The 17,371-nt window shown below is 39.8% G+C and carries 17 protein-coding genes and 3 pseudogenes; 1 reads left to right on the top strand and 19 read right to left on the bottom strand.

What is annotated here, in order from left to right:
* A partial coding sequence (locus tag C400_RS26685; RefSeq protein WP_017426710.1) for a transposase occupies window positions 1–231 on the top strand: 231 nt, incomplete at its 5' end.
* A 442-nt stretch (window positions 232–673) separates the two neighbouring features.
* Here the strand turns inward: C400_RS26685 and C400_RS27570 are convergent.
* The 19 genes and pseudogenes from C400_RS27570 to C400_RS0108780 form a co-directional block, all read right to left on the bottom strand.
* Window positions 674–829, bottom strand: a pseudogene (locus C400_RS27570) (restriction endonuclease); the annotation flags it as partial.
* Window positions 830–898: 69 nt separating this feature from the next.
* Window positions 899–1,297 carry a hypothetical protein gene (locus C400_RS0108865; protein ID WP_017426709.1) on the bottom strand — a complete coding sequence of 133 codons (399 nt, stop codon included), beginning with the start codon at window positions 1,295–1,297 and terminating at the stop codon, window positions 899–901.
* On the bottom strand, window positions 1,278–1,445 hold the full coding sequence (locus C400_RS27565; RefSeq protein WP_017426708.1) for a hypothetical protein: 168 nt from the start codon (window positions 1,443–1,445) through the stop codon (window positions 1,278–1,280). Before C400_RS27565 ends, C400_RS0108865 begins: the two co-directional genes overlap by 20 nt.
* 344 nt (window positions 1,446–1,789) lie before the next feature.
* Window positions 1,790–2,118 (bottom strand): annotated as a pseudogene (locus C400_RS0108860) (hypothetical protein).
* 236 nt (window positions 2,119–2,354) lie between these two features.
* Window positions 2,355–2,597 carry a DUF1871 family protein gene (locus tag C400_RS0108855; protein WP_017426706.1) on the bottom strand — a complete coding sequence of 81 codons (243 nt, stop codon included), beginning with the start codon at window positions 2,595–2,597 and terminating at the stop codon, window positions 2,355–2,357.
* A gap of 332 nt (window positions 2,598–2,929) precedes the next feature.
* On the bottom strand, window positions 2,930–3,484 hold the full coding sequence (locus C400_RS0108845) for a hypothetical protein (RefSeq protein WP_017426704.1): 555 nt from the start codon (window positions 3,482–3,484) through the stop codon (window positions 2,930–2,932).
* Window positions 3,485–4,168: 684 nt separating this feature from the next.
* Window positions 4,169–4,417: a CPCC family cysteine-rich protein gene (locus C400_RS0108840; RefSeq protein ID WP_017426703.1), complete on the bottom strand. Its 249-nt coding sequence runs from the start codon at window positions 4,415–4,417 to the stop codon at window positions 4,169–4,171.
* 175 nt (window positions 4,418–4,592) lie between these two features.
* Window positions 4,593–5,051, bottom strand: a complete 459-nt coding sequence (locus tag C400_RS0108835) for a hypothetical protein (RefSeq protein ID WP_017426702.1) — start codon at window positions 5,049–5,051, stop codon at window positions 4,593–4,595.
* 672 nt (window positions 5,052–5,723) lie between these two features.
* Complete coding sequence (locus C400_RS0108830) at window positions 5,724–5,945, bottom strand: hypothetical protein (RefSeq protein WP_017426701.1); 222 nt, start codon at window positions 5,943–5,945, stop codon at window positions 5,724–5,726.
* Window positions 5,946–5,956: 11 nt separating this feature from the next.
* A complete protein-coding gene (locus tag C400_RS26140; protein ID WP_017426700.1) occupies window positions 5,957–7,000 on the bottom strand; it encodes a WXG100 family type VII secretion target in 1,044 nt (347 codons plus the stop codon).
* A 325-nt stretch (window positions 7,001–7,325) separates the two neighbouring features.
* Window positions 7,326–8,696 (bottom strand): helix-turn-helix domain-containing protein, encoded by a 1,371-nt coding sequence (locus tag C400_RS0108820; RefSeq protein WP_017426699.1) that lies wholly within the window; start codon window positions 8,694–8,696, stop codon window positions 7,326–7,328.
* A 330-nt stretch (window positions 8,697–9,026) separates the two neighbouring features.
* Window positions 9,027–10,358 carry a helix-turn-helix domain-containing protein gene (locus tag C400_RS0108810; protein ID WP_049885681.1) on the bottom strand — a complete coding sequence of 444 codons (1,332 nt, stop codon included), beginning with the start codon at window positions 10,356–10,358 and terminating at the stop codon, window positions 9,027–9,029.
* A gap of 223 nt (window positions 10,359–10,581) precedes the next feature.
* Window positions 10,582–11,037, bottom strand: coding sequence for a GNAT family N-acetyltransferase (locus C400_RS0108805; RefSeq protein ID WP_017426696.1), 456 nt, complete (start codon window positions 11,035–11,037; stop codon window positions 10,582–10,584).
* 94 nt (window positions 11,038–11,131) lie between these two features.
* On the bottom strand, window positions 11,132–11,806 hold the full coding sequence (locus C400_RS0108800; protein WP_017426695.1) for a VOC family protein: 675 nt from the start codon (window positions 11,804–11,806) through the stop codon (window positions 11,132–11,134).
* A gap of 45 nt (window positions 11,807–11,851) precedes the next feature.
* Entirely contained in the window at window positions 11,852–12,376 is a 525-nt protein-coding gene (locus C400_RS0108795; RefSeq protein ID WP_017426694.1) for a hypothetical protein, read from the bottom strand.
* A 234-nt stretch (window positions 12,377–12,610) separates the two neighbouring features.
* Window positions 12,611–13,786, bottom strand: coding sequence for an MFS transporter (locus C400_RS0108790; protein ID WP_017426693.1), 1,176 nt, complete (start codon window positions 13,784–13,786; stop codon window positions 12,611–12,613).
* A gap of 75 nt (window positions 13,787–13,861) precedes the next feature.
* Window positions 13,862–14,174: pseudogene (locus C400_RS26670) on the bottom strand (ArsR/SmtB family transcription factor).
* Window positions 14,175–14,313: 139 nt separating this feature from the next.
* Window positions 14,314–16,362 carry an iron ABC transporter permease gene (locus C400_RS0108785; RefSeq protein ID WP_016820455.1) on the bottom strand — a complete coding sequence of 683 codons (2,049 nt, stop codon included), beginning with the start codon at window positions 16,360–16,362 and terminating at the stop codon, window positions 14,314–14,316.
* Entirely contained in the window at window positions 16,359–17,354 is a 996-nt protein-coding gene (locus C400_RS0108780) for an ABC transporter substrate-binding protein (RefSeq protein ID WP_017426692.1), read from the bottom strand. Before C400_RS0108780 ends, C400_RS0108785 begins: the two co-directional genes overlap by 4 nt.
* Between the last annotated feature and the right edge of the window lie 17 nt (window positions 17,355–17,371).

Here is a 17,371-nt window from a genome sequence, read left to right as displayed (position 1 = left end):
GCAACTCGAAACCGAATCACGAAACGTGGTTCCAGGCAGTTGCGTTACGCACTGGTAATGGCTGTCCAGTGTGGGCTTATACGCTCCCGAAATATGCGACTCAAAGCGTTCTATGATCGCAAGAGAGCAGAAGGAAAACCACATAAAGTAGCTCTAATCGCATGTGCAAATAAGCTCATCCATTGGCTTTATGCAATCTTGAAAAACAAAAAGAAATTTCGTCCAATTTAAAAGATTATCATTGGCATAACCTTCCAAGGCACAACGGAAATTGGAGGGTTATTTGGCATGCTCATATTAACTATACCACATGATTTAGAATCACTTTACTGGTAATCTTGACAAGCTATTAGCTGGTATAGCTTAATACCAGCAGCCAGTCTACAACTTTGTTTTCTTGGTCAAAAACTTTATTGTCACCGGACATTAATTTGTAACGACATCGTTACATTGGACAATTCTGTCCAGCGAAGAATAAAAGGGAGACAGCACAATTTTACTCCCTCACTCATGAACGAATTTTCCGCGTTTCGCGGAGTAGGAATCGTGTCACCTTGGTGACATGGAATAGTAACGACATTACAAAGTGATATTTCCTTGGGGGGGACACTTGATGACACCCATTTTGTTTGATATTCACATACACAGAAATATAGGAAATCCCACCATTTAAACGTACTAGGCTTAACCCAACAGGATTGGTGACTGCATACCGTTTGGCCTGAAGGACATTACGGTATCCCTCACGATCCGTAAATACCAAATCTGCTCCAAAATCTCTACTGTCCTGTGTTTTATACGTATCACTATAACCCAAGCAATTGAACAGCTATAAATTAGAAACAATAAAATCTAAATTAAAAAAGGCAACAGGTAATGCCTGCCGCCTTACTCCCTATTATTCAGCTTCCGTTAACGTTTTTAAAGCTCCAGTAAATGAATTGTCGATCGACACAATTTCTCCATTAACTTGCTTGCTAAATTGAGACTCCGTAAGTTTATCTTTTCCTGCCGTGTGATTCTTAATGAATTTTATAAGATTTGCTTTCTGTTTTGCAACATCCTTTAAAATTTGGTCACTTTCTCGCTTGTAATTTTTAATACTTTTACTTAGTTCCACCTTTGCCACACTGAGTTGCTTCTTTAATTTATCGCAATCAGCCTTGGCTTGAGCTATTACCGCTTTACTAGACTTATTTTTCACTTCGTTTTTATATCGCGCAGTTGCCTGGTTTAATCTCTGAGTTAGTTCACGAACTTCTGCCCCCAGAAAAGCATTAAGTTTTTTTTTGTGCAACTTTAATTTCTTTTACACGATCTTTGTAATTCTCAAAGTATAATTTTTCGATTTCACTTGTTGACATAGCTTTTGTAGATGTTGCTGCCAATACTTGTGATGGAATTAAAACAACAAACATTAATAATAGTAGAATAGCTTTCTTCATATGTATCCCCTTGTCTGGTAATAGTATAATTATCATAAGGGAAATTCAGGAAATAGGCAATATGTCTTATTTTAGTATCATGATATTTCTAAGGAAGCTTATCCGTTAGAATGATTATATATAGAAGCTTTTTAATCTACAAAAAGGAGATAGTTATGAAGAAACATCGAATAGCAATCTTTATAATAATATACAAACACTGAAATTTATTCAGTTGAAACTAAAAGATAGCTAAAGCTCCCATGAAAGGAGTAGATGATGGAACTTATAATTATAAACATCATGAAAAAAAGTGAAAGATTATCCTCAATTCAGTGAAAAAACTCAATTAAGGATAATCTAAGCTATTCATTTTTCCAAATAATAGACCCATCAGAAGAGGTGATCATGCTAGGGGGTCATCATGCAGGGAAATTTCAATAAAGGAGCTTTTTCCTTTTTGCAACCATTTATATATACTTCCTTCATCGGTAATCGGCTTAGATATTATTTTTTTAACTTCAACAACCGCAGCATCATATTCAATGAACCCATTATCATCTTCATCTAAGCCATTGTTTGTTTCATAGATGGTGTCCCTAGTACCAATAATCTTTAATCCACTTTTCCAATGAATAGTTAATTCTTCTTTTGGTACTGAAATAATGGCTTTAATTAAAGAATCATATCCCATATATTCCTCCTTGGTTTAAGGCTCTTCTCGTCTTTGAATTCAATGGTAACGCTAGTGTTTCGATATAAATTAACCATTATTTCAATTCCTTATTTCCCTATCCAGGCACAACCATCTTATCATGGATGATATTGTTGTTTGCTGTATTCAAAAAATCGTGTCCTTTATTTTATTGACCAATTATGCAAAAAAAGCCTACTTTATTTTATTATTAAAGGAGCAAGCTCAAAAATAAATTATTTTGTAACATTAATTATCTTTTCAGCGATTGACCGACATTCTTCAATACTTTTGTCGAATTTCTTTTTAAAAGATTGAGCGAATACCGAATGAATCTGCTTTGCTAATTCTTCAACAGAGTTTGTTTCCTTACTTTTTTCATGGATTCTACATATTTCTGAATAATATTCATCTTCTAATAGAGGATATATTTCGACTGGATTCCATTCATTAATCATTTGTACAATATCATCGTTCATTTCTATACACTCCTACTCTCCAAATAACGATTTAGATAGTGTTTTATATGCATCATCATACTTACTCTTAGGAATAACTGTAACAAGTGTCCCGTCGTTAGCAACTACAGCAGCACCTTCTTTTGAAAAAAACAAATGCTTACTACCATTATTCTGGGAAAGGGCCTTCCCATTCTCCACTCAAGAATCTGCCATTTCTTTGGTTACGCCTCGCTCTTGCATTCTTTCTAAAGTATGATTAGAGGAATTATGTAGTATATAACTGGAAGAAAAAATATTTCACAAATATCAAAAAAGGTGTAGTCATTAAGTTGACTACACCTAATTAAATATCATTTGTCATTGTATGTTAGAGAAACATGAAGATAGCCATCTCTTATACCAGGTAAACCATCCGTTTCTTTTATATCTAAAAAATCAAGTTTTTCTCTCCAAGCTTCTCTTTCTTTATCTTTATAAGTGTTACCGTATCTATCAAAAACATAAGCGATAACTGATGCTTTTATTTCAACGCTCCCCTTTGAAATACGTGTCCATTCTGTCGGTGCAACTATTTGGTTACTTAAAGGAGTTATTTCTTTCCCCGAGACATTCAATACAAACACTTTCCCTTGATTTCCTACAAGCGCTACCTTCTTCTTAGCATCCCATGAAACTGAATCGACATAACCACCAAATAAATCTTTTATAGGTATATATCGGGACTTATAATTAAATTGTTTCCCTTTTTGCTTATATGAGATTGTTAAAGCAGTGTTTTTAAGGTTTGAGTTGTACGCATGGTCTGCTTTTTTAGCTATTGAATCACTAACACCTGCTGCTTGTATGCTTGCTCCAAAAACAAAAAACAAAGAAAAAGACAATAAAAAGAATGTTATTTTTCTCATAAATATCCCTCCAAACCTTTTCATTAAGTAGCTGATAACTTTAGTTAGGTCAATACCTATTTCAAAACATATACAGGCACCGACCTAACACTGCAATATACTTAGAAACCTACAGTATTAACTGTTACTGTTTGGTAAGGTACACTACCAGATTTACTTATTGCTCCACTAGGCGTATCACACGTACCAAACGTTTTTCCATTATACGTGTGACTACTTAAAATGCCTTGTGTCAAATCAGTTGTTGATCCATCTATTCTCGTAACCTCAGTACCAGAATAATTAACCGTTACTTTACCAATGTCACCACCAGAATAATTCTCTTTAGCTAAAGCTGTAACTCTTTTAACAACTAAATTAGAAACCTCAGAGCTACTCAGTGGTTTTGCATAAGTAATCTGTCGTTATTCAAAAACCTGGTACTTATTTGGTCAATATTCTAAGTCCAGATGTATTCGTGGGAGGTAGTTCACCGTACGGCTCTGTCAAATGGGCTGAGATAGCAGTCGATGTAATGCATAAAACCACCAAAAAGCCATAGTTCCTCTCTTCCAAATCTAACACCAGCTAAATATGGACCAGTATAATAAAGGAGCAGCGGCGGACACAAGACTTGATAAATAAAATCTTGTGTCCGCCGCTGTTGTCATTGAACTAATGTTTTCCGTTAGCGTAATGAGACTGTCACTTTTTCAAAAGTGGTTTCCAGTTCTCATTACGCTCATCGTTAATCGTTGGCTTACGATTAACACGTCCTTGTAAATAAGCTTCTTGATATTGCCTTAGCGATTCAATATTTGCTCCCCCTTCATAATCGGGATCGTGGTATTGAATAACATCATCCTCCCAAAAACAAATATCACAAATGTCATAGGTACCTGGTGGTTCATAATCCAGTGTCTTATAACCACAGCATGGACATGCATATTTCATATATAATGACCTCCACATAAACAGCAGCACTTTGATGTGTTCGCTATATGATTAACCTAGCCTGCCGTTAGCTTAATGAGATAAAGTAACTTATTAAATGTATATCTAATCGTCGATCGGTACAAGTTCTTGTCCCTCGACAACTCGACTTTTAATAGAAACAAAATCTGTCTCTTCAATATGGTGCTTTTGACTGTGTAAGAAGAACTTGTCCTTTTGGTTGACCTGTCCCACCGTAAATAGTCACTGTATAAGCGCCTGAAGGAACAAGTGGCATACTATTATTATTTACAAGTTCTACTGTTGCGTCTGCTGCAACACTTGCATTAAAAATAACTGTATTCTTGATGTTGTGCTTTACTTCGATCCTAAAAGAGTGTGCTCCAGTATTTTTTGCATTAAGTTTAATATGTGGATATCCAACTGTCACAGAATAATCTTTTTCAGGGTCCACTTTATCACCCGCTAAATCCCAAGTTAGTGTATCTTCGAGTGTCTCAGGACTGCTTTCAAAGGTTTCACTTTCTTCTTTGGATTTTAAATCAACATTATTTTTCAAGGCACTTGAAACGCCAATAATAAGTATAATAGATGCAGTAGTAACAATAATCTTCATAACTTTGTTTTTATCCATGTAACATTCCTCTCAATGAACAGATTTATAACATAGTACACAAATTCTCCTTTTTCCATAAACATTATTGGAGGCTAGAAAAAGTAAATTTGAAAAAAATCTAATTAAGTATTTGTCTTACGGTTTTGTGTAGGAATTTATTATTCCTTTATTAAGGGGCCAACAACAACGAATTCTTCAATCAACGGTATGTTTGAATTTTATACAGTACCCACTTCTACTATTATTTTCAGAACTTTATCCATCTCGTTTATACTAAGTCTCATTGCTGGAGTGGTGTATACAATCGTTTTTTTATGTATAAAAGGAAATCAGTGGATTTCCCAGAGTAATCTTAAAACAAAAGGAGCCGACCAATCGCAATAGTTCCTTTTCTTTATCGACGGTTCAAAGCAAATATTGCGTCACAGGTAGCGCCACTTTAAGCTTGCTCCCACAAAGGAGATAATTATAAAGAAATATGGAATGCCAATCTTTATTGTAATTATATTGGCAAGCATTTGGATACTTAGTAGCTACACTAAAAGTCATACCCAAATCGAAGTATTCAATTATTTATTCAGTTGAAACTCAAATAGCTAAAGCTCCCTTAATTAGTACATAAGTTATATTTAAGGACGAAATCAATACAAGGTATTTTTATAAAAAAGATCAAGCCCAAAATATACTTTTTCAAATCTCTATGTTATCCCACAATTCTAAAATAGTCTTATCGTCAATCTTTCCATTAACAAACAACTCTCTTGCTGACTGAAATGACTGCGAAAAACTGTCTCTTTCCCGAGTAAGAAAATACTCTTCTTCATTATGGCTAATCCAGTAACTATCGTTTTTATAATAGAATTGAAATTCTTCTCCCATCTCAAAACGTTCTACTAATTCAGTGTATTCCAAAACAATCCCTCCTACTTCTTGTTAACTCTTTTAAATGTTCCGTCTTCTTTCCACTCAAAAATATGTTCATGAGGCCACTCTGGATGCTGTTTTGAATTCCCATGATTTGTATAGTCAACATCTCGTACAGCTCTTCCATTCTCATCATAATATCTTCTCGTTTTTATCTCACCTGTATTTTTATCTAAAATATCAACAGATGAGTTAGGCTCCCCTTTAGCTGGATGTGGATTTGTTGTCGTACTGGTATGATTAGATGAAGGAGTAACATCTATCGACGTTCCCTTATTGGAAGTGAGTGTTTGTTTAGATGAACCTCCACCTTCTCCCTTTACCATCTGCCACAATTCCACTGAGCTTTTCCCTATTCCACTTGCACCTTTAAATGCGGTGGTACTTCCATGCGCTGCCAAAGCTGCAGATCCAATTAATCCTGGTACTCCAACGATACTTCCAACTCCTGTAGATGAAACAGCAACTGATAATCCTTCTCCACCTAGTCCAGCTACTACCTCACCGGCGCCCTGCAATGTCGTAGCTACGTGACCGAGAATTTCGCCTACTTTAGCTGCCATAGGATGATCATAATCCCGTTCTTTATCAGGCAGTATCCCTAAGGTTAAATCTTCCTGAATAGCACCTTTTGCTCCCTGTGCAGTATCCCAGAAAATTTCTCCTTGTAGCTTGCTAGCTTCCAGTTGGGCTTCGGCCTTGGTAATCTCCGCTTTTCCAATCTGTTCAAAAATTTTATGTAACCAACCTTCACCGCTGGATGCTGTTTTGATAGGTACACCATTCCCTGGCACATCTAATACGACTTTTTCCCCGTCTACCTGTGTGAAGTTATTTGAAATAAAGATGAGTTCTTGTGCAACCGTAGAAAGTCGTTCAAGCGTTACACTCATGGATTGTCGAGAAACCTGAAATTCCTGAAAAAATCTTTCTCGGGTAGCTCCAGACCAGCCTTGTTGGACAAAATCAATTCGTCCACTCAGAAAATTCAGCATACGATCCATTTCATGCTTTCCGTGTAAGAACTGATCAGCCACTTCCATCAATTTGTCAGGTGGAACTAAAATTCTCCCCATTCTACCACGCTCACTTTAATTTTGATGGAAATAATCCTATCAGAAGGGGTGATTTAGGAAAATCCATCTACTATCCTGTTATTTCCTTTTAATCCATATGAAGTTCGAACTGAAATAAACAATTCTATTATGTCTTAAGTATCACACTCCCTTGTTATAAGTTATTTAAATCAATGAGCAGCACTGTTAGCTTTCAAATCTCGAACAACATACCCTGTAACTCAGGAATCAATGTCAGGTGTAGTTTTGAACTTAAAAGCATTTTATTTGCAATTGGAATGGTGGGATCAGCTTACTCTTCCTCTTCGTTAACCGCTTTAATCAGATCTCCATAGACTGCCCTCGTATGAGCAGATGCATGTTCTTTAAAATGTGTAAACAATCTCATACATCTGATTGCTTGTATTCTATTATTAGCTTCAGCAGACTTTTCCAAACAGCTGAACAAAAATGTGAATCCTTCCGAAAACCTCCCCTTGCGCAAAAGATAGATCGCCAACTCCCTTAAAAAATGAGTAAAACGTTCTGTAGTGAATTGTTGATTGTACACGCCCGAACACTCAGGATTATCCAGTAATGTGAAAATTTCCGTTTCAAATTGTTTTAGAATATGATCAACATCTAAATGAAATCGATTTGCAGCTTCAATTACATTATCTAATCCGGGAAGTGTCTCTTCTTTTCTTGAAGAAAAATATGTTACATAATCAGCCAATATACCAACTTCACCAGCATGAAGCTTATTTACATAAGCGTTGGCTTTAGCCCATTTTTTAAATCGCTTTTTCCATTCCAAACTGATTTCATCGGTTTCCTTCACCCAACTTAAATCAGCATATTTGTACGTATGTTGAAGCGCCTTCTCATAATCTTTATGTGCTTCACACACTTCAGCACGAAGCAGATGAGAAAACGCCCAGTAAGCAAAAGCTGGAGAAACAGGTTTCTTTGAGTTCTCTTTTTTTACATTATTACTTTGATCTAACTTATATTGAATATCTGCTTTTATCTCCATTGCTTTAGCGAATAGTTCTACTTTATCCCATTTTCGTAACGAACGGTATGTATTCGCCAAGTCTTTTAATGCCTCTAACTGATCTATCTCATCTAACCGTTCAACGTAAGGCTCAAATTGAATGGCTGCATCATAGTTTTTCTCTTGATCGTCTCCAATACGAATCGTAAACAATCGATACTGGCAAACCGCCAAACGTTCTGAATACTGATACTTTTCCCCTTCTGACACGTTTTCATAAAGGAACGCCGCTGCTTCAGTATTACCCTTTTTAAAAGAATCCTCGGCTACTTCAAAAAGTGAAGGAAGATAAACAGGATTATCTAGCAACATACCTGCAACTCTTCGCAAGCAATCAAGTCGTCCTAACTCCACGCATCGGTACAAAAAAGGGCTGATTCTTCGCCAGTTGAGCGGTTCTTCCTCAATACATTCATCAATATAACGTTCATAAAAATAATCCGGTGGTAAATCCATTCCCATAGTGATGCGATCTAGCTGGTGAACAGAAATAGACCGGTTGCCCGTCACAATGCCACTAACTGTACCTACATTCAAATCAATCATGTGACCAAACTCGGTCATGGTTAAGCTTTTCCGTATCAGATAGGTTTGTACTTCTGCTCTAATCGTAGGTGTGATCTCCATAGATAAACCACCCTTTCAACATAAACTCGACATACAACACACATAACATTTTTGCACTTTTTACATATATTTCTCAAAAGAAGATTTTCTCATATTGCTTATATACAGCGAAATAGGTAATAAAAAGGCTAGACGGATCATTCCGTCTAACCACTTAACATTGGTGATTTTCTAGGTTCTACTGTGGCCTTGAACTTGAGGCCTTTTTACCCTCACATTCCTCCGTGTTTTCCAGTCGGCTCGTAAGTAGATCCTTTGTCTTGATACTGAAGGGGGGTAACCATTACCGCTGCTAGTGTAAAACTTGTTACCAAGAAAGCTATCATCACTTTACGTCCCATCATCATCCACCTTATTAATCAAATTTCTGTAGGCTGCCTTCGTCTCAAACGATGCATACTCCAGATAGGATTCATACAGCTTTACACATTTAATTATATACGATTTATTATTTACTAATGTAGATTTTTCCAAGCAACTTAATAAAAAATTAAATCCATCTGCAAAATTATTTTTGTTAAAGTAGTAAACCGCTAATTCACATGTAAAATGAATATAACGTTCTATAATAAATTGTTGATTGTAGACACCTACACCTTCATGTTTATCTCGCATAGCTAAAATTTCCGTTTGAAATTGATTTAGAATATGATCAACATTTAAATTAAATCGATTAGCAGCTTCAATTACGTTATCTAACCCGGGAAGTGTCTCTTCATTCCTTGAAGAAAAAAACGCTACATAATCAGCCAGAACACCAATTTCACCAGCGTGAAGTTTATTTACATAAGTATTGGCTTCAGACCATTCTTTATATCTCATTTTCCATTCTGAAGTGATTTCATCTGACTCTTTCACCCAACTTAAGTCACCATATGTGTACGTATGTTGAAGCGCTTTCTCATAATCTTTATGTGCTTCACAAACCTCATCACGAAGCAAATGAGAAAAAGCCCAATACGCAAACAGAGGAAAGCTTGGTTTCTTTGCATTTTCTTTTTTGGATGGATGGCGTTCTTGCTCCAGTTTATATTGAATTTTTGCCTTGTCTCCCAGAGCTTTAGCGAATAATTCTACTTTGTCCCATTTTCGTAACGAGCGGTATGTATTCGCCAGATCTTTTAATGCATCTAACTGTTCGATCTCATCTAGTCGATCAACGTATATTTCAAATTGAACGGCTGCTTCATAGTTTTTCTCTTGATTATCTCCTTGCCTAGTATGGAACAAACGGTACTGACAAATAGCCAGACGTTCCGAATATTGCTTTTTTTCACTTATAGCCACATTTTCATAAAGTATGGTTGCCGCTTGATACATTTTTTCATGAAATAATTCTTCGGCAAACTCAAATAAAGATTCTGAATAGCCTAGTTTATCCATCAATAAATTAACCACATCATGAATGCAGTCCAATTTATTGAGTCTCGCACAATTATGTATAAAAGGACTCATTCGACGCCAATTCGGATTAGCCTCTGCTAAATACTCAGACACGTAGCGTTCATAGTAATAACCAACGGGATAGCCCATCGCTTGTGTAATTCGGTCTAACTGATCGACTGAAAGTGTGCGATTCCCATTAATAATACTGCTCATGGTGCCCGGATTCATTTCGGCTGCTCTAGCTAAATCACTTAGGATTAAATCATGATCTCTCATATGTTTTGCTATCTCTGTGAGTATCGTGGTTGTTGTGTTGTACAAAGTAACCACCCCTTGTCAGGAACTTAGTAGGATATCAGCTCATTAAAAAAGGACTATTGCAATCCAATGATTGTATAGCCTTTCCGCAATTCATTGTACCATCTTTTGGCACAATATCATATACCTTTCAGAACCTTACTTAAGATACCTTTGAAGGGTTTGCAAAGAAAATTAAGCTCTACAAATCCTGAGACATACGAATCATATCTCTACACTGTATGCCATTCTCATAAATTTCTTCTACATAGTTATGTCTGACAAAGAAATCTAGATCTACACCTACAATTCTGAAACCACATTTTTGGTAGAGAGCTAACTGTCCAATGCTAGAGTTTCCTGTACCACTTTCTAATGTTTTATAGCCTTGTATCCGGGCTGTTTCAATCGCATGTGTCACTAATTGTCTGCCAATCCCCTTACCCTGCATGACTTCCGATACTGCAATATTCACCACCTCAATTGTTTCAGGTCTTGTAGGTAAAAGAACATAGACTCCCACAATTTGATGGTCGATTTCTGCTACATAACACTGCCCTCTTTTCAAATATTCCTCAACAAGTTGGCGCGAAGGATCAGCTAGTAACAAGAGCTCTAACGGATAATTTTCATTTGAATTTAGCAATCTAATATTCATCTATTCTCTCCTATATGTATGGTAATCCCCGGATTTTCCTCTTATTGATCTATTCTAGAAATCCAGGGTGGTGGCGTTGAGATGAAGCCTTAACTCAGGTTGATCTCAATTCATACGACCCATTATGAAGCGAAAGACGGGCAGAGCATATACCTTCAAATAAGATACGGATGCTGAACACGGTCGGAAGCCTATCATCAGGAAACCAGGGACGTTGCTTGTCTGTAACAATAAAGGAACCTTCCACATCCCCTAGCGGTACAAATTTCTGTCCAGCCCCTCCCCATGAATTAAGTTGGAACGTTTCGGTAATTATTCTAGAACCCTCTGGAACATCATCGACCGGAAGACCAATCTCGCTTATACGAAGTATCGAGTGAGATCCGAAAGCTTCAGCGACTGCATTATCGAGTGTATGGTGAGCAATGAATTCAACGAGGTTTTGATCCGGATCATAGAAGTAAAACGCGGTTGCATTCCAGTTTTCGAAATAAAACTCATCTTCTTGGTGCCTTGAAATCAACGAAATTCCTCGGTTGATAGCCCACTGTTTGGCTTCTATAAATTTATTGGTTGGAATCGTAAAGGCAATATGGTAAAACTCATTTTCCATATGGGAGGATTCCTGAAAAGCAAGCACCGATTCACCTACTTGAAACGATAACCGCGAAGTCCCCTCCTCTACAACCTGCAAATCCAGGAGAGAACCGTAAAAAATCTTCATCGCTTCGAAGCTGTGTGTACCTAAGAGCACTTCTTTTAATTTCAAAGCAGTCGTCCTCCTCATAAATAAAAAATAAGACCATTACATTGATTATTGGCTATCTTTTAATTCGCTCAAAAGTTTGGCATTCACATCCAACGCCTTAAATCGAAGTAATACATCCTGTTCATCCAGAGCTTTACTTTTCGCCATTTCGAGATAAAGCTTGGGCTGATCCCGAAATGCCCGTGCGCCCCCAATCGAGTATGCCTTCTTGAGATATTTATGAGCTAATCCAGGCTTGCTCTGAAGAAGATGCGTTTCCGCCATTAAAATGTAAGGCTCTGCATGTATAATTCGGTACCCTGAACCTTCCAAATCTAAAATTTCGTCATTTAAAAGCTCTACTGATCGCTCCATATGACTGTTATAGTTGAGTATTTGAACATACTGATGCAAGGTTACACCTGTAATGCCCCATGTATGCTTTGGCTCAGGGATTAGATCCCAAGCCTTCTGTGCCTTTTCCTCGGCCATACCGCTATCTATGGGAAGTGTAAGAGCTGCTTCCTCTCCAAGAGCCCAAATCGCTTCTTCCAATTGAGCCTCCAGATCGTGATACATTCGAATATCCATCAGATTCCTCCCCATAAATAATGTAATTTCAACACATAGAGATGTCTACTCCTTTATTACGATTAGCGAAAACGCTTAATTAAGGATATCACTCCCCAGGTGAGCAACGCCAAGATCCCGCTAATGATTACGAATGTCATTAAGATCGAAGTCCATACGAAATGCAATCAACATCACCCCATGTATCATTTTATGGTCATAATGTAGAGTACTCCTCTAATGTCTCTCCATATTTTAACGCACGTTGACTTCCGTTGCATTTGATTTGAACATTTTTATTTTTATGATAATCGATAAAAATGCTAGCAGTGCAAACATCATTCCACTCCAGATGAGCTGGTGTATTCCCAAGTGAGAGATAAACCACCCACCCATAACACCCCCTATCGTAATACCGAGATTAGAAAATGAGACAAATAGGCTATTACCGAACTCTGGAGCTTCTTTCGCTTCAGTGGTTAACCATGCTTGGCTAATAATTAGCCCTCCGGAATGTACAGCTCCCCAAATGAGCACAACCACAATCATCGGTAGGAAAGAAGTACCCAGAGCATAAGTGAGTACGTAAATGACCATATATAGCAACGGGAACGTGATGACAGTCTTTGTCAGATTTTTATGTAGTAATCCCCCAAATAAAAAGTTCCCAAAAATCATAACGATTCCAAAGACCATCAGCATCATACTGATCCATGACCCGTTCATACGGGTTATTTCTCCAAGATATTCAGCAAAATAGCTATACACTGAAAACATAGCTGCAAAGATAAAAATAACTGACACAATATTGAACCATAATTGAGGCTTGCGTAATACACTTAGCTGTTTGCCATAAGACATTTTTTCCTGAGCAGGTAGAGAAGGAAGCCATATGAGGATTCCTACAAATGCAATCATGCTTACGACAGCTCCAAACCAGAAAGCAGCTTCTAACGCTATTTTCTCAGCAAGATAAGAAGTCAAGGGTACGCCAAAAGCAAATCCTACCGTGATTCCGGCGAAAACCTTGGTGACAGCTTTACTGCTCTTTTCAGGGGGAACAAGATTAGATGCGGTCACGAGGGCAACTGAAAAAAAGACAGGATGAAATATTGCAGGAAGAACACGAAAAGTGAGCATGACCTCAAAATGAGTAGTATAGGCATAGACAAGATTTGAAATAACAAAACTGAATACAGCTATTAATAGAACAACTTTACGATTCATGCCAGAAACGAGTAAGGTCAAAAACGGTCCTGAGATCGCAACAACGAAAGAAAATATACTGACGAGCCAACCAGCTTGGGAAGCTGATATATTGAATTTTTGAGTGACTTGGGGAAGAACACCTATAATCCCCATTTCCGTTGTAATAATGCCGAACACGCCCAAAGCTAGAATGATAATAAGTAACGGGTTAACCTTTTTCATATTTAAGTATAAGCCTCCAATTAATTATATATATAGATTTATAGATATGTTATGTGAAAAAAAACTCCTTTCTGTTTATAGTTCTTTTTGGATGTACTCGGCAAATTCCTGTATTGTTTTTTCATTCCGACGGTAGTACGTCCACTTTCCTACTCGCTCAGACTCTAACAAACCGGATTTTTGCATCGTTAATAAATAACTTGAGATTACAGACTGTGCAAGCCCCGATTTGGCCTGAATATCTCCCACACATACACCAATTTGAAAATTGAGCCCTTGCTTTAAATAAGCCTGCTCATCAAAATAATCTTCTGGTTTTTTTTAACCACTGCATAATCAGACGACGAGTCTCGTTCGACAAAGCTTTATAAATCAATGACGGTTCCATACTTCACATTATATCTACTTTATTAGATTTGTAAATATTTAATTCAGATGATTCCTCAGATGATTACATAGAAAAAAATAATAAAGGCTGCTTCCTCACGGAGAATCCGCTTGGAAACAGCCTGTTCGTGTCATCTCAACTACACAGATTTACTCTTATTCGAGCGGTACATCAAGTACAGAAAATACGGTGCACCGATTAGTGCAATCAGCAATCCAGAAGGAATTTCGGTCGGCGCAAGCACGGTCCGTCCAATCGTATCCGCCAGCACCAGCATGACCGCTCCCAAGATGCTAGACAGAACAATGGAACGGCGTACATGGTGCCCGATCAACGTACGCACGATATGCGGAGCAATCAGCCCAATGAAGCCGATTGTACCCACACAGGCTACTGCTCCACCCGCCAGCAGCACACCTACTACCATCGCCCACAGCCGGGTGCGGCGCACCGGAAGCCCCAGTCCCATAGCGCTGCTATCGTCAAATACCAAAAGATCGAAACGGCGAGCCAGCCACCATGCTACTGGCAACAACACGAGTAGAAAGGCCAGAATGGTTGCCACCTGTCCCCAGTTTCGAGCGTAGGTGCTACCAGTCAGCCAGATATAGCCTGTGCTACCCCAGAGCGAACCTTGGATGATCAACACCTGAATACCGGCTGATCCGATGGCAGATACGGCAATCCCAAGCAGGATGACCACTGACGGATTTAGGTGCTTGTTCCACGATAAAAAGAAGATCACCGCTGCCGACACTGTCGCTCCAGCAATCGCCGCGATGGGCAGCATGTAAATAGGCAGCCCAGGCCACACGATAATCACTGCAAGCGCACCGAAACCAGCCCCTGACGAAACTCCAATGATCGAGGCATCCGCCAAAGGATTACGAACCGCTAGTTGGATCAAGACGCCGCTGACCGCAAGCGCGATACCAGCCCCGGCCGCCACCAGCGTACGTGGTATTCTAAATTGAAGCAAAGCCGAATTCGCACTCTCCCCGCCAAACAGGCCGGATAGCAGATCCCCCACTGGAATGCGCATTCCTCCAAACATCAGGCTGAATACCGTTAGCAGCACGGCACAGCACGCAAATATTGTAGCCAGTCTGCCAAAAGGTAATTTCCGAGAGCGCACACCTATGTTCATGGAAGACTGTCCGCCGATACCGGATGGCAGCTTCATTTTCCGCAAAATCAGCCAAATCAACCAAGGTGCCCCAATCAAGGCCATGACCGCTCCGGTTGGCAGATCCATGCTTGATTTGTGAATCATTTTCGCCAGCACGTCTGCGCCGATCAACAGCAGTGCCCCCCAGAGGAAGGAACCGGGCAGCACCCAACGATGCATTTTCAACCCGCTTAGGCGCACCAAATGCGGAGCCACCAAACCTACAAACCCGATGGGCCCAATGACGCTGACTGTAATGGTCGACAGCAGCACCGCCAACACAATTCCCACCGCCCGGGTTAAGCTAACCTTTTGTCCAAGGGATGTGGATGTGGACTCATCCAGATCCAGCACATCAAACTGCCTTGACAGCATAACAGCAATGACCGAGAGTCCTACGACCCAAGGCCAAGCGTAAGTCGTCCCACTCCAATCATTTTGCACCAGTGAGCCCGAACCCCAGAGAAACAGCCCCTGTGTTTCAAATGAATAAAAAATATGCAGTGCTCCAGTAAACGAACCAAGAACCATGGATACGATCAAGCCGGCAAGCGCCAACCGAATCGGAGTTCCAGCTCTTCCCCCGCCCATAAAGTAAGCCAGCACCGCTGCCAACAGACCGCCAGCAGCGGCAAATAGAAATGGCGCCTGGTGCAGCAATCCGGGAAACATCACCGCACCAAGTACGACCACAAAGTAGGCACCCGCGTTTATCCCTAGGGTATCAGAAGCTGCCAGTGGATTTTTGGTGATGGCCTGAAGCAAAGCACCCGCGATGGCCAGCGCACCGCCAGCCAGAATTCCAATGACCGTACGCGGCATCCGAAGATCCCAAACCATGTTATGCTCAAGCGTATTCTGACGCTGGGTCAACGCCTCGATGACTGTATGGAGCGGGATCGAAGCCTCCCCATAACACAAGCTTACAAAAAAAAGCACGATGAGGACGATCAAGCCGCCCCCAAAGATGCTTCCTATACGCCAAGTCTTCGATAATCCCGTTGTGTCCGTTCGGGTCATTTCGTCAGAGCTCCGACTACTTGATCAACCAGTACTTTGGACGAAATTGGACCGCCGAAAGTCCATGTTGTACCGTCCAGCGGGTAGGTGCGTTTTTCTTTAACAAAGTTCAGTCCGTTCCATACCGTGTTGTTCTTCATGGCGGTGCCAAATATATCGTCCGTCTTTTGCGTAATGTAGATAAAATTACTATCCTGTACAGCTGGAAGAGCTTCGATGCCTACGGTACTAAATCCGTACTTCTCAGTCTGGTCCGACTTCCAGTCGTTCACCATGCCGATTCTCGCAAGCGTACCCGCTACAACTGAATTATCCTTGAACATTCGCAGACTGGCAGCATTTTGAGCTGTAAAGGCCTGTGTCAGCGCATAGTGAAAGTCTGCTTTGCCCGCCTTCTCCAATGTTGCCTTTGCCTCTACATAGTGCTGGTCAAGTTCGCTTAAGACTTTATCAGCCTGTTCCGTTTTACCGGTAGCCACCGCGATTTGCTTGAAAATCTCGACCATACGGTCGTAATCATAGCCGTTTCCTTTGTAAGGATCGTATTCTATCGTTGGTGCAATTCCCTTAAGCTGTGCATAGATCGCTGCATTGTTATCGGCGTTAGAGATAATAAGATCCGGCTTGAGCGCCGCAATCGCTTCGAGATTGGGTTCGCCCCGTGTACCGATATCCGTTACGGTATCAGCCAGCTTCGCCTCTGGTGTCACCCACAGCTTGTAATTGGCATTGTCCGCATTCCCGACCGGCTGTACGCCAAGTGCTATCAGATCCTCGGTAAACGTCCATTCGAGTACAACGACACGTTCCGCTGGCTTGTCCAGCTTGACTTCCCCATGGTCGTCCTTAACCGTAACCGGACCAGCCGCTGTAGATGTCTGCTCAGACCCTGTAGCCCCTTCCGTCTTCGAGCTATTCGCAGCCGAACCGCAGCCTGCCAATACAATCGCTAAAACTACAAATAACAATAGGCCATTCCACATCTTTTTCATTTCTCTCAATCACCCCT

The organism is Paenibacillus sp. ICGEB2008, from assembly GCF_000307675.1.
In the GTDB taxonomy this organism is placed as follows: domain Bacteria; phylum Bacillota; class Bacilli; order Paenibacillales; family Paenibacillaceae; genus Paenibacillus; species Paenibacillus polymyxa.
This window is presented reverse-complemented; position numbering and strand designations above follow the sequence as displayed.